The organism is Pseudarthrobacter sp. AG30 (assembly GCF_003116525.1).
Lineage (GTDB): Bacteria > Actinomycetota > Actinomycetes > Actinomycetales > Micrococcaceae > Arthrobacter.
Genome location: NZ_QEHL01000027.1, coordinates 64155 through 77635, shown reverse-complemented (window position 1 = coordinate 77635; position 13481 = coordinate 64155). Strand labels below are relative to the sequence as shown.

Genomic DNA, 13481 nt, shown 5'->3' with positions numbered 1-13481 from the left:
GGCGATGTGGAAGAAGTGCAGTCCGAAGTCCACCAGGGCACCCACGGCGGGTTCGCCGTTGAGCAGCAGGTGTTTTTCCTGCATGTGCCAGCCGCGGGGCCGTGCCACCACCACGGCCAGCGGCGCGTCGGTGCGGAGCCGGTACTCCTTGCCTTCCTCCGACGTGTAGCTCAGTGTGCCTTGCGCGGCGTCCCGGAGATTGAGGATGGCGTCAATGACGTTGGCCCAGGTGGGGGTGCTGGCATCCTCGAGGTCCGCCAGCCACACCTTGGCTCCGGAGTTCAGGGCATTGATGGCCATCTTCGCCGGTGAGGCAGGCCCGGTCATTTCCACCCGGCGGTCCTGCAGGGCGGCGGGTGCGGGCGCAACTTTCCCGTCGCCGTCGCGCACGTCCTGCGTCTCCGGCAGGAAGTCCAGCTTGCCGGTCTCTGCCACCCGCTGCCGCTTGGCGGCACGGGCCGCCAGGAGCTCGTTGCGGGTGCCGGCGAACCGGTTGTGGAGCTCCTCCACGAAGGCCAGTGCCTTGGGGGTGAGGATCTCCTCAGCGCGGTTGATCGGCCGGGGATCTGTGACGGTGAGCAATTTAGTGCCTTTCGTAGTTTTGTTGGAATGTGCTGCCAGCCGCTGTCTTGGTGTCAGCTTGACTGAGCGCATGGTTTCTTTAGCCACGTTCTGTCTTTATAAAATGCGCGATTCTTTCACCTATGAGGACGGCGGTCGCGGCGGGACCTCGTCTGGGAGCGGTGGGAAGCAAAGACGTATCGGCTACTCTCAGGGACTGCACCCCGCGAACGCGACCATATTGGTCTGTAACGGCCTCGATGTCATGAGGGGGGCCAAATTTTGCCGTTCCGCAAAGATGTAAAGCGGTCCCAAGATTGGCGAAGATCCAACGGTCGAGATCCTCATCCCTGCGTAGCACTTCATCATCAAGGTCGATTAATTCGGCGAAGAGATGTATGTAGGCCTGGGACTGGAGGAGCTGAACGGCCAGTCGAATGGCTTGACGCATCCGACGACGATCATTGTCAGTGGACAAGTAATTAAACTCGATGTGCGGTTGCACGGCAGGGTCCGCAGACGTGAGAGTCACGTTCCCCCGCGAGGTTTCCGACTGCAAAGAAACGAGAAATGCGACATCATCGTGCTGCTTATGGCTCAATCCTTCCCCTTGGATCATGGCGCCGGAGCTTCCAGACAGCAGCGAGGCTGGATCTTTGAGGAGGGCGATGATCTCCAGGTCTCCGACTTCCTCCGAATCAGGGGCAGTGAAGTTGAGAACACCAGCAAAAGACTGCCCTGGAAGGTGGCCGCCCAAGGGTGTTCTCGTCCGCCAGTTAACGAAAAGGTTCGGATGGTCGGTGAAGTTTTTTCCCACCCCTGGGAGATCACTCACCACCGGGATGCCTAAGCAGGCTAGCTCATCGGCCGGGCCCACTCCAGACAGCAAAAGAATATGAGGGGTTTTTATTGCGCCAGCCGAGAGTACAACCTCCCCCGCCAGCACGGTGGTTACACGACCATCCTTTAGAACCTCGACTCCGACAGCACGTCTACCCTCGAAGAGCACGCGCTGCACGTACGAGTCACCTCGTACGTGCAGGTTGGATCGGCTCCTCGCGGGATTGATGTAGGCCATCCCGGTATTCACCCGTCGGCCGTCAATACTGTTCGTGGGAACCGGTCCATAGCCTGGATTACTGTCCCCGTTCTTGTCCGTCTCTAAGGGGAATCCCAGTTCAGCGGCCCCCTTGGAAAAGGCTACGGAGAGTGGATGCCTCTGGTCCGAACGGGAGACGGGAATGGGACCGTACCCGCCGTGTAGTCGATTGGGGCCGAAGCGCTGATCGTTTTCGAGTTTCCTATAGAAGGGCAGCACCCTCTCCCATGCCCACTCGCTAGCTCCGCAACCGGACCAGCGGTCAAAATCTTCTCTCGGCGCACGAATGAAGTAGGTACCACTTATAGCAGTAGAACCGCCAAGTATCCGTCCTCGGGCCACTGAGTAGGGCCTGCCGGGAGTCAGGTTTGCCAGAAAGGACCAGTTGTTAGGGTGATCGGGTGCGGCTCCCTGGACCGTATCTGCCTTATGTAGTTCAGGCGGAAAGGAATCGTCGCTTACCGGGGCTGGCCCCGCTTCCAGCAGCAGTACCGACCTGAGCGGATCTTCGCTTAGGCGCGCAGCCAAAGGTGAGCCTGAGCCGCCGGCCCCAACGACGATGACGTCATAACTCAACTTGTGATCCGCCCTTCAAAACCGACACGGAAAGATGAGCTGGCCTGCGTGCGCGTAGTCGTGACAATCGGCGGCCAGCTACTTCTGAAACAGCTTGTCTGAAGTGATTCGCTTGGCAAAAGTACCCTCATCAATTGACCGGACTGAAAACCCTTCTTCGATCCAGATAAGTTCCCTAGGCTGGGCCCCGTCAGCACAAACCCAAAAACCGGAGCCGTCCGCCATCGCAACTTCAATCCGGCCATGACGATAAAGTCGGCCCGCTCGCTCTATTCGAACGGGATCACCCGACATCCAATTTTTCACAGTTTTCCCTTCAAAATGCTCCGGGGTTGCGTGTACTGAGAGTGAGGCTCCTACTTGTAGCTTGCAACCCGAATTGGCTCACGCGAGCGGATAAGGGCTTTCCGGCGCATTGCTACAGAGCAGGCAGCTCCGATGAGGCCTAAGGACACCAGGTATACCGCGATTATGTTCGTGTCTTTTGTGAGGTCATATAGATAGGTGGCAAGGAATGGCGTGGTGCCCGCAACGATAGTCGTCGGGATTGCTTGGCTCAGCGCGACACCCGTATACCTTAGTGAAACGTCGAATTGTGCTGCGAACACCTCCGCCTGAGGCGCCTGAAGTGCGGCGTGGATCCCAGCAAGAGCGACGGCTACAGCAAGGAAGACAAGAAATACCGCACCAGTGCCCAGGAGCTGGAAATAAAAGAAGGCAAATATGGCGGTAGAGATTGCCCCCAAAGTAATCACAGAATAGGAGCCCCATTTGTCCGCAACTCTACCGAACAGCGGAATGCTCACCAAGTAAACCGCTGAGGCAGCGACTGTGACGTTAAGAATGGACCCGCGGTCCTGCTTCAGGATGTCTACTGTATAGGACAGGGTGTATGTGGTGACTATGGAGAACAGGGCTCCCCCGGGTGCTGCGACGCCACATGCAAGGATCAAATCTTTCCAGTGGTTTTTGAAGACTAGAAGCGCGGGAGCTTTTGATTCCCTGGCTTTGGAAGAAGCAGTCTTAGCAAACTCGCTGGTTTCGGCGAGGGAGATTCGAATCCAGAATGAGATGGCAAGCAGAAGGATGCTTAGCCAAAACGGAAGGCGCCATCCCCACACCATAAATTCGTTCCCTGAAACCGCGACGCTGAAGCTGGTTGCTGCCGTAGCTAACATAAGCCCGGCAGGAGCCCCCATTTGGACGATGCTGCCATAGGTCGACTTTCGTCCGGCAGGGGCATTTTCGACCAGCATGAGCGCTGCTCCACCCCATTCCCCTCCTAGCGCCAAGCCTTGAAGCAAGCGAAGAAGCACTAGCAGCAGGGGTGCAAGTACGCCGACTGACGTAAAGGTGGGAAGCAATCCGATCCCCAGTGTTGCACCACCCATTAGACCCAGCGACAGCACGAGCGTCTTTCGTCGCCCTAACCGGTCACCGAGGTGCCCAAAGAGGATGCTTCCTATAGGTCGTGCCGCGAAACCAACAGCAAATGTGGCAAAAGCAGCCAGTGTGCCGGCGACTGGGTCGTGGCTGGGAAAAAAGAGGGCCCCGAAGACGAGCGCTGCCATTGTGCCGTAGATGAAGAAGTCATAGTATTCCAGAGCCGTGCCGGTGAAGCTGGCGATCATTACCTTCTTGGGGACGCTCTGCTTCAGTCGAATACTTTCAAACTGTGATGTCATGCGATTTTCCTTTAGTGGGGGAAGTTCTTCACCGCTGAGTTCGGGCCAGGAGTATTTGGGATGAGCATCAGCCGGGTGGCGCCTGCAGAGGCTAGGTCAAGGGACTTGCAGGGCTGACGCCGGGCTGGTCCTTCATTCGGACACAGCCCGGCGGTAGTGCCAGTCTCCTGCTGCACCTGGATAAGGCATTGTGTCGTGTTGGAGGAGGCTGGCCTCAGACTCCGGCCTTATCTCGCTCATGACTCACGGACCCAGCCTGCTGGGACAGCCGGTTGGACGATTCTTTTGCCTTAGCCCGCTGGGATCGACGGCGTTGGACTACACCGGCGGCGCCGACTGCTCCAATCAACATGACGCCGTTGACCAGTGGCTGCACCCACGCTGCCAAGCCGATTTGCTGCAGACCGGTGATCAAGGTGGCGAGCACCAGGACTGCGATTATGGTGCCCCAGGTGTTTGCCCGTCCAGGACGTACGGCGGTGCTTCCAAGGAAAACAGCTGCAAAAGCCGGCAGCAGATATTCCGGTCCTGTTGAACTTTGGGCGGTCTGCAGCTGGGACGCGAGGATCACGCCAGCAATAGCTGTCAGTAGCCCGGCAGTTGCGAAGCTTCCTACGGTCATCGCGCCGGTCGGTACCCGGAGTAGTGTCGCGGTGCGCGGGCTATCCCCCACGACGTAGAGTCTTCTCCCCAAGGGCGTGAACTCAAGGATTAGCCAGATTACTACTGCAGCTATGACGACATATATAGCCGGGAGAGGGACGTTGTTCTTGACACTGCCTATGGCTGCGAAGGCGTCAGGAAAGGTTCCGATGATTGATTGACCTTCGCTGTACCAAAGCCCAATGGCATACGCCAAACTGCCGGTACCGAGGGTGGCGATGAAGGAATTGATTTTCGCAACCACAACCAGCATCCCGTTCAAGACTCCCACGAGGACACCAAGAAGCAGCGACAGGGCTACGGCGGCGCCCCAGTCCATGCCCTGTTTTGCCTGAAACCCGATCGTTGTCATGCAGGTGAGTCCCAGCATGTAGCCCACTGAGAGATCGAAGTGACCAGCCACCATTGGTACGAGGACCGCCAGGGCAAGGAAAGCGGCAACAGATTGAGTTGCCAGCGTTGACGATACGTTGGTGCCCGTAAGGAACGTGCCAGGTAGCCTGATCGCGAAAAAAGCGACCAGAACTACGAGGATCATCGTCAGGGCGTGCTTATTCAGGAGTCCGCCCCAGTCGAATCTCTGCCGCGGCCGGGCGGATCGGTGTGTTTCAGCCTGGTTTGCGGTCATTCCTTCTCAGCTTCTTTCCCTGTTGCAAGATTCATGATTTCTAGTTCGTTGATGGACTCGCCGATGAGGGTGTCAACAATCCGGCCGTCCCTGAGTACCAGGACCCGGGATCCGACAAGTGCGGCTTCTTCGAAATCGGAGGTCACCACGAGGATCGAGCGGCCTCCTTCCGCCTCTTCTCGGAGACGTTTATAGATTTGCTGTCGAGCCCCGATGTCGACTCCACCGGTAGGATCCTCAAAGATCAGCACCGGCGCGTCGAGTTCGACTGCTCTGGCCACAACGACTTTCTGTTGGTTCCCTCCAGACAGGGTGCCAATTGCCAACTCTGTCTGTGGTGGCCGCACATCATGTCCCGCCAGAATCTTGAATGCTGCGGCTTGTTCACGTTTGCGAGAACGGAAAGCAGGCGGAGACATGGTCAGGTTCTCCCGAACTGTCAGCCCTGGTGATGTCGCCTCTCTTGCGCGGTCACCTGATGCGAAACAAATCTGGCGTCGTCCCCCGCGGTCGGTGACGCTATGGCCCCCAGCTGTGAACCTGGCTTGGCCCGAATAGATTGGCTTGTCACCGACCAACGACCGTCCCAGCTCATGCTGACCAGCTCCGACAAGTCCTGTCAGTACACAAATTTCGGAAGTACGAAGCTCGAACGAAACTGGACCAGCGCGATCGGTGACGAGGTCTGACACCTCAATCAGCGACTTGCCGGCCTCGCTCAGGTGTAGTGACCGACTTGAGGGAACGTACTTACGGCCCGTGATTGCTTCGACCAATTCATCGTGCTTCACCGCATCGGTTTTCGATTCCATGACCACACGGCCGTCCCTGAGTACCACGACTCGATCAGTGACATCCAGGACTTCTTGAAGATGGTGACTTACGAAGAGCATTCCTACCCCGCTCTCCTGCAGTTTTCGAAGAGCGGTGAGGAGCCGTTTGCTCTCCCCTGCACTGAGTGTCGCGGTCGGTTCGTCCAATACCAGCACTGCAGCGTCAAGCGAAAGTGCACGCGCAATGGCAACAATGGCCGACTCTGATGCGGTCAATTCGTTTAATGTAAGGTCAGGCCGAATATCTGCACCTAGCTTTTGCAGACAAGCCAGGGCGCGCTCCTCGGTGCGCTGCCACGAAATTAGGGGGCCGCGGCGGCTGAAACCGCTCTGCAGGGCGATGTTCTCTGCCACGGTCATTGTCCCCACCACAGCCAGGTCCTGATGTAGGAAGGCGATGTTTCGATGAGGATTGGCATCACCCCCCTGCCCGCCGCCGCTAAAGGTGATTTCACCTGCATCACGCTGATACACGCCGGCAAGGATCTTGATGAGGGTGGACTTCCCGGCTCCGTTTGCTCCCAGGAGTCCGACAATCTCTCCCGGCCGTACTTCCAGGTCAACGTCGGCAAGTGCCTGATTGCCCGCGAAAGACTTTGAAACTTGGGATATGCGCAGCAGCGGTTGAGTTCCGATTGAAACACTCATGAGTTTTGGGCTCCTTTTTTATCGTACCCTCAGGTCAGGAAATGCCCCAGATTTTCTTGTACTGATCGGCATAACCATTCGCTGGCTCATACCGGTTTTGGTCACCTCCGGCGTCATTCACGTTGTCGCGGGTCACCAAGAACGGGACTGGACTCCAGGAGACCGCCGGCTGGCTGTTTAGGGCGCGGGTCACTTGGTCCACGGCGTTGTACGCCATTTCCCGCACTGGTTGGGGCACAGTGGTGACCTGAAACTTACCGTCGCGGATCCGCTGGTAAGCTGCCGCTGAACCGTCGGCTCCGATGAGCTTGACCTCGCCGGCCTTGACCCCTCGGGAATTCAGGGTCGGAATCATGGTGTCGAACGCGATGTCACCTACAGAAAGGACGTAGAGCGGTTCACCGCTGTACTTGCTTAGCCACCCGGACAACAGCCCGGGAACGTTCTTGGACAGTTCTCCGAATGGCGTGGACACGTCCTCGAGCAGCTGACAGCTTGAGCACGCTTCGATGACCTTCTTCATGGCGTCGTTCTTCGCTCGGGCGATCGCGTAGGTGTTGTCATAGATGATCACCACCCTGGCGCGACCACCGCTGTCTGCCACCGCATACTGCGCCATAGCCGTCCCGACGGCGGCTCCGTCTGTATCTTCATTGTAAAAAACGCCTGCCGTATCAATTGGACCAGGCGAACCCGATGCAAAGAGGCTTACGACGGGGATACCGGCTTCCTTAGCGCGTTTGAAGGGTTCCGGGACGGCGTCGGGACTGATTGCGGCTTCGATGATTGCGTCCGGGTGCAATGCGATCGCCTTGTTCATTGCGTCCAGCCAACCTGTTGCCGTCCCGCCGCCGTCGATGACGTTAACGTTCCAGCCGAGTGTCTGCGCTGCGTCCTTCACCGCTGCCCCAGCGTCGTTGCAGAGAGCGATAGTTGCCGCACAGGAAACAAACACCACTGACTTCTTATCGCCCACCGGAAACCCTGTCTTTGGGCCTGTGAAATCAGCCGCAGGATCGGTGTATTGCTTCACGGCGTTCTTGGCCTCATCGAGGCTCTTTTGGTCTACCGGTGCGTTCCCCGAGGTGGGTGCTGGGGTTGATGCACATGCTGCCAGCGTTAATGCGAACATGCCTGCGGCTAGGGCCTTACCCACGTGCCGCAACCTGTCGGACCCTCTGTGACTGACACGGACCGCTTCTGACAATGTGCCCATATTGGCTCCTGCTTTCCATCTTCGTCGGCCTCGTTGCCGACACTTCCGAAAGCGTGACATGCGGCTGAATGTGAGGTCCAACACGCTCTGAAACTGAGATTTACAACTCCACCTTATGAAACATCGACTTTTCCGACTGAAACCCATAACTGATGGACACTTCCGTGGAGTAGGGGTCACACTGTCAATGCATTTGTGGACACGAGGAGAGAATGACATGGTCTTGAACTACGAAGACTTGCCGACGTTCGATGGGACGTCCGATAAGCACGCCTGGGAACTTGACTCCAGTGATCGGGGAACGTTGAACCGCATCACCGACCAGGTAAGGCAAGCTGCGGCACGTGAGGTAAGGCTAGGACGCTCATTTGCCCTCGGGCTCCCGCTGAACCATGCGGTTACGACCTTGAGCCCGGACAGGAACCCGCCCTTGCATGTTGAGCTCGTTGACCGTGGCGGCTCCGACGACAAGCTCGACAATTTCTATCCGCAGGGCGCTTCACACTGGGACGGGTTGCGGCACATCCGATACGGCCGACATGGCTTTTACGGAGGGCTGCAGCAAGACCACCTTGAAAATGGGCGGCTGGGGATCGACCGCCTGGCCCCGGAAGGGATATTTACCCGAGGGGTGCTGGCGGACGTGGCGGCGATGCGAAAACGTTCGGGCACTCCCCTAGATCCGACAAGCAGGGATCTCATAACCACAGAAGATATCGAGAATGCCCTCGAGTCCCAGGGTTCCCAGTTGCGCTCGGGAGACATCCTGATAATCCGGACAGGGTGGCTGGGCTGGTACGAAGGCTTGTCTGCAGCGCAGAAACATCACCTCCAGGGCTCGCTGACAGCGGGTGGACTGAACAGCCCTGGAGTCAGCCCCGACACGAAAATGGCCCAATGGTTTTGGGATTCCGGCCTTGCGGCGGTAGCAGCTGACAACCCGGCGGTTGAAGCACTTCCAATCGAAAAGGAAGAAGGCTTCCTGCACCGCAGAATGCTTGCCCTGTTAGGGATGCCGTTCGGGGAGCTGTGGGCTGTTGACGAGCTCGCAGAGTTCTGCGCTGCACACGGCCGATATGAGTTCCTCCTGGTGTCGGTTCCTCTCCTTCTGCCCAAGGGCTCAGGATCCCCCGCCAACGCAATAGCTGTTTTCTAACAGCCCACACGCTCCCGAGTAACCACCATCCTCTTCCGGTCTGGATCATAATCTCAGCAAAGCGCCCCGATCCATGCAATGCCAGCTGCTCGTAGTGCCCCTCCCGCAGCCCCAAGTACGGGAACGCAACTACTGGGACGGTGTGCGGTCCATCGGACAAGACATTTAGGGGAGCCCTCCGGCGGTTGGGGCGCTCGTGTCGTCCATTTGCCTGTGCAGGTCATCATTCGGGCGGCCTTCCGAAGCACTGACAATCTGCAGCAGGGCAGACACTACGGGCGATCGCCGAGCTCCAGGCTTTATGGCAAGAGCAGAAGTCCATACAAGGCTCTCTTCGCGAAGGGGAACCGAGACGATGTGTGCCCTGCTCGCCTGGGCCAGGGGCCTCGGTGCGAGAGCTACGCCGACCCCCGCCGCAACAAGTTCCAGCGCCATTTGGATTTCATCACAAGTAAGCCGCACGTGCCTGGTAATACCCGCCAGTTCAAAGGCACGATTATTTGCCAAGCGCGTCGGCGAGTCATCGGCGAAGTCGACGAAGTCTTCATCTGCCAGATCTTGCAGCGATACTGACACCTCTCCGGCCAGACGATGGTCGCGGTGGCAAGCAAGGATCATGGGGTGAGTAGCCAGTGGCTGACACAGCAATCCAGTCGGAGCCCTTTCCGGCATCGTGACGAACGCAGCATCCAGCTGGTCATTCAGCACCATGTCGAGGAGTTCACTTATCCGCGCTCTGACAGTTAGCTCCACGGACAAACCTGGATGCTGTCGATAAAGTTTCCTCATCCATTGAGCCAGCTCAACGCCAGCCCCGGCCGGCACCGATCCGACTCGCAGTGTGTGTTGGCTTAAGGAATCAGCAGGACTTACGGACTGCCGAGCAATCTCCACGGCCTTCAAAACCTGCGCCGATGCCTCGTACAGCCTTCTCCCCTCGGCGGTCAGTTTGATTCTGCGCGTAGTCCTTTCAAACAAGGACGCCCCCAGCTCTCGTTCCAGAGCCTTGATTGATGATGAGAGGCCGGACTGCGTGATGAACAACCGTTCCGCCGCGCGGGTGAAGTTTGCTTCATCCGCGACAGTCACAAAGTGCTCCAAGTGCCGCAGTTCCATCATTGTTCCCATCAATAAATGCATCAAGTAGAAAGAGTTAGACGTGACGAGCGTCGCACATCTAGCGTAGAAACCGCTAGAAAACTCAGAATCCAGCCTTGAATATACAGTTCAAGCGATGAATGGAGGAAACAGTGGGACGAGTAAGCGGAAAAGTCGCCCTTGTTACAGGGGCAGCACGTGGCCAAGGACGTTCACATGCCATAAGGCTCGCTGAAGAAGGCGCAGACATCATCGCAGTCGACATCTGCAAAGACATCGAGACGGTACCTTACGCAGGCTCGACACGGGCCGACCTTGATGAAACGGTTGCCGCCGTCGAAGGTCTCGGACGCAAAATCGTCGCATTCGAAGGGGACGTGCGAGACGCTGATGGTCTCAAGAAGCTGGTCGACGAGGGAGTGGAAGCTCTGGGCCGACTCGATATCGTCTCGGCCAACGCCGGCGTGATGACGTTCGGGACCGGAGCAGACACCAGCGATGAACTGTGGGACGTCTCCTATGAGATCAATTTGAAAGGTGTCTACCATACGCTGAAGGCTGCCTACCCCCACCTTCGCGACGCCGGCGGGGGATCCATTATCATCACCTCCTCCAGCTCCGCGCTCCTCGGCTTGGGAAACCTCAACCACTACGCTGCTGCAAAGGGCGGGCTTATCAGCATGGCCCGTACCCTCGCGAATGAATGGGCCTCAGATTCAATACGCATCAACAGCATCTGCCCTACCGCGGTCCGTACTGACATGGTCACGAACGAAGCAACCTACAAGGTATTCCGACCGGACCTGCCAAACCCCACCATGGACGACTGCATGGACGGCTTCTACAGTCTCAACCTGCTGCCGGTAGCCTTCTTAGAACCCCGCGATGTTTCCAACGCCGTTTTGTGGCTTGCATCTGACGAAGCTCGGTACATCACTGGCGTTGTTTTGCCCGTCGACGCTGGCCAGAGCATTAAGGTGGGGTGAACTAGTGAGTCAATCCTCACGTTTCGAGGGCCGCGTCATCCTGGTTACCGGCGCGGCCCAAGGACTTGGCCGTGCCATGGCCGAACGTTTCGCCGCTGAAGGCGGCGTTGTCCACGCCTGCGACCTGCGGCAGGAATCCTTGACAGATCTTGAACCACATCTGGACGGCGGGACCATCAGCGGCGTCGATGTCACCTCAACTGATGAGGTCAACAGCTGGGTCAACCGCGTAGCGGAAAAGCACGGGCGCATCGACGTCCTAATCAACAACGCCGGAATCATCGAAGATGCCCGGCTGGAAAAGACCAACGACGATGCTTGGGAGAAAGTGGTTGACGTCAATCTCTCCGGCGTCTTCCGCGGCATCCGCGCAGTTTTCCCACATATGAAACAGCAGGGCTACGGGCGGATCCTGAGCATGTCCTCGATGTCCTGGCGCGGCAACTTTGGACAGGCAAATTATGCTTCGGCCAAGGCCGGTGTCGTTGGCCTTACCCGTGTCGCCGCCTTGGAAGGTGCGCCCTACGGCGTAACAGCCAATGCAATTGCACCCGGACTTATCGATACACCAATGCTCGCAAGCATGGATGAGGGTGGCCGTCAAAAACTGGCAGGCAGAATCCCAATGAAGCGGATCGGGTCGCCGGCGGACATTGCGGAAGCCGCCGCCTTTCTTTGCTCAAGCGCGGCTGGTTACGTTACTGGCGTCGTGCTGGACGTCGACGGCGGCATCTCCATCGGCTCCGCACTCCGCTAATCCGATCAGACCCCAAACGTGGGCCAAACAAGCACAAGCGAACAGGCGTCACTCATGTTGAACCACACATCCAACGGGCTATTTATTAACGGCGAGTGGGTTAGGCCGTATTCCGAAGAGACGGCACCGGCAATCAACCCCGCCACTGAGGAAAAAATAGGGACTATCCAACTTGCCGGGACCGCGGACATGGACCGGGCCGTTGGCGCTGCAAGAACAGCCTTTGATTTTGGCCCTTGGCCGCGTCTCGCTCCGCGCGAACGAGCAGACTACCTTCGCCGCATCGCAGACGCCATGGAATCCAGTGCGGACGAACTCGCTACAGATCTGACGACGGAAATGGGCTCGACCATAACTCAGTCACGTCTGGCGCAAATCCGCATCGCGGTTGATCTGTGGCGATACTACGCTGAGATGGCGGATACGTATCCATGGCTTGAGGAGAGGTCGGCCTATGACCGCCCAAACCAGGGAAACAGGATACTAGTGCGTAAGGAGGCGGCAGGTGTGGTCGTCGGCATTTTGCCGTGGAACGGCCCGCACATCACTGCCGCCATGAAGGCAGCGCCAGCTCTCCTGGCCGGATGCACGGTCGTGCTGAAACCGTCGCCCGAAGCCGCGCTTATTATGGACACTTTTGGGGATATCGTTATGGCCGCCGGTTTGCCCAATGGTGTTCTTAACATCGTCAGCGCCGAGCGCACCGCGAGCGAGTACTTGGTCACGGCCAAGGGAGTGGACAGGGTTTCATTTACAGGCAGCGTCGCTGCGGGTCGACGCGTCGCATCCCTCTGCGGCGAGCGGCTGATTGGCTGCACGACGGAACTGGGCGGCAAGTCCGCCGCCATTCTCCTCGATGACGTGGACCTAAGCCTGGCAGTGCCAAATCTTGCGGTGGCAATGGCCTTCATTAACGGCCAGGCCTGCACGGCACCTACCAGGATTCTCATCCCTAAATCACGGGCGCGGGAAGCAAGAGAAGCCATCGTTGAGCACGTCCGGGCATTGCCCTTGGGCCTCCCGGAAAAGGAAGAAACTTTCATTGGACCACTCGTCTCGACAGTCCAACGGGATCGGGTTGAAGGCTACATCGGCATAGGCCGCGACGAAGGCGCTCGGATACTGCTCGGAGGCCAACGGCCCGCACAGCAGGACCGCGGATACTTTGTTGAACCGACCATTTTTGCTGACGTTCATAACGGAATGCGCGTTGCTCGCGAGGAAATCTTTGGGCCGGTATACGCATTGATTGAATACGACGGCGATCAGGAAGCAATCGCCATCGCCAACGATTCTGACTATGGCCTGTCAGGGAGCGTCTGGAGCCAGGACGTCGAACGTGCGATCCATGTCTCAGCACAAATTCAGTCCGGCAGCGTCCACGTCAACAACCACGGCGCTGACTGCGCGGCGCCCCAAGGCGGATACAAGATCTCCGGAATCGGCCGCGAACGCGGCCCCGAAGGAGTAGATGACTTCACCCTGGTGAAGAGCACGATCGTCCCGAACCGGTACTGAACCATTGGCTCACGCTGGGCCGCCGCAACACGCCGAAGCCCACTCCACATTCTTAGG

General features: G+C 58.1%; 10 protein-coding genes and 1 pseudogene. 4 read left to right on the top strand and 7 right to left on the bottom strand.

The features are described 5' to 3' along the window. The 6 genes and pseudogenes from DC347_RS19430 to DC347_RS19405 all read right to left on the bottom strand — a co-directional run. A pseudogene (locus DC347_RS19430) lies at positions 1–582 on the bottom strand (malate synthase A); the annotation flags it as partial. A gap of 79 nt (positions 583–661) precedes the next feature. Continuing rightward, the gene (gene mftG / locus DC347_RS19425; protein WP_109864134.1) at positions 662–2236 is read right to left on the bottom strand and encodes a mycofactocin system GMC family oxidoreductase MftG; all 1575 of its coding nucleotides are present in this window, start codon (positions 2234–2236) and stop codon (positions 662–664) included. Between the two features lie 356 nt (positions 2237–2592). Beyond that, positions 2593–3921 (bottom strand): MFS transporter, encoded by a 1329-nt coding sequence (locus tag DC347_RS19420; protein WP_109864133.1) that lies wholly within the window; start codon positions 3919–3921, stop codon positions 2593–2595. A gap of 214 nt (positions 3922–4135) precedes the next feature. After that, positions 4136–5212, bottom strand: a complete 1077-nt coding sequence (locus tag DC347_RS19415) for an ABC transporter permease (RefSeq protein WP_109864132.1) — start codon at positions 5210–5212, stop codon at positions 4136–4138. Continuing rightward, the gene (locus tag DC347_RS19410) at positions 5209–6693 is read right to left on the bottom strand and encodes a sugar ABC transporter ATP-binding protein (RefSeq protein WP_109864131.1); all 1485 of its coding nucleotides are present in this window, start codon (positions 6691–6693) and stop codon (positions 5209–5211) included. Before DC347_RS19410 ends, DC347_RS19415 begins: the two co-directional genes overlap by 4 nt. Before the next feature lie 34 nt (positions 6694–6727). Then, on the bottom strand, positions 6728–7726 hold the full coding sequence (locus DC347_RS19405) for a substrate-binding domain-containing protein (protein ID WP_165838085.1): 999 nt from the start codon (positions 7724–7726) through the stop codon (positions 6728–6730). Between the two features lie 400 nt (positions 7727–8126). On the opposite strand from DC347_RS19405, the gene DC347_RS19400 reads away from it, so the two are divergent. After that, the gene (locus DC347_RS19400) at positions 8127–9065 is read left to right on the top strand and encodes a cyclase family protein (protein ID WP_165838084.1); all 939 of its coding nucleotides are present in this window, start codon (positions 8127–8129) and stop codon (positions 9063–9065) included. 165 nt (positions 9066–9230) lie between these two features. Here DC347_RS19400 and DC347_RS19395 read toward each other — a convergent pair whose 3' ends face one another. After that, positions 9231–10193, bottom strand: coding sequence for a LysR family transcriptional regulator (locus DC347_RS19395; RefSeq protein ID WP_165838083.1), 963 nt, complete (start codon positions 10191–10193; stop codon positions 9231–9233). Between the two features lie 110 nt (positions 10194–10303). On the opposite strand from DC347_RS19395, the gene DC347_RS19390 reads away from it, so the two are divergent. From DC347_RS19390 to DC347_RS19380, 3 genes are read left to right on the top strand one after another with little or no spacing between them, the layout of a single operon-like run. Continuing rightward, complete coding sequence (locus DC347_RS19390; RefSeq protein WP_165838082.1) at positions 10304–11149, top strand: mycofactocin-coupled SDR family oxidoreductase; 846 nt, start codon at positions 10304–10306, stop codon at positions 11147–11149. After that, the gene (locus DC347_RS19385; protein WP_109864128.1) at positions 11049–11906 is read left to right on the top strand and encodes an SDR family NAD(P)-dependent oxidoreductase; all 858 of its coding nucleotides are present in this window, start codon (positions 11049–11051) and stop codon (positions 11904–11906) included. The genes DC347_RS19390 and DC347_RS19385 overlap by 101 nt, the downstream gene beginning before the upstream one ends. A gap of 54 nt (positions 11907–11960) precedes the next feature. Beyond that, positions 11961–13424, top strand: coding sequence for an aldehyde dehydrogenase (locus DC347_RS19380; RefSeq protein WP_109864127.1), 1464 nt, complete (start codon positions 11961–11963; stop codon positions 13422–13424). The last annotated feature ends 57 nt before the right edge of the window (positions 13425–13481 follow it).

Bases quoted from the DNA above. Each gene is read 5' to 3' on its own strand.
- DC347_RS19420 (WP_109864133.1), bottom strand. From the start codon at position 3,921: ATGACATCACAGTTTGAAAGTATTCGACTGAAGCAGAGCGTCCCCAAG.
- DC347_RS19415 (WP_109864132.1), bottom strand. From the start codon at position 5,212: ATGACCGCAAACCAGGCTGAAACACACCGATCCGCCCGGCCGCGGCAG.
- DC347_RS19410 (WP_109864131.1), bottom strand. From the start codon at position 6,693: ATGAGTGTTTCAATCGGAACTCAACCGCTGCTGCGCATATCCCAAGTT.
- DC347_RS19400 (WP_165838084.1), top strand. From the start codon at position 8,127: ATGGTCTTGAACTACGAAGACTTGCCGACGTTCGATGGGACGTCCGAT.
- DC347_RS19395 (WP_165838083.1), bottom strand. From the start codon at position 10,193: ATGGGAACAATGATGGAACTGCGGCACTTGGAGCACTTTGTGACTGTC.
- DC347_RS19390 (WP_165838082.1), top strand. From the start codon at position 10,304: ATGGAGGAAACAGTGGGACGAGTAAGCGGAAAAGTCGCCCTTGTTACA.
- DC347_RS19385 (WP_109864128.1), top strand. From the start codon at position 11,049: ATGTTTCCAACGCCGTTTTGTGGCTTGCATCTGACGAAGCTCGGTACA.
- DC347_RS19380 (WP_109864127.1), top strand. From the start codon at position 11,961: ATGTTGAACCACACATCCAACGGGCTATTTATTAACGGCGAGTGGGTT.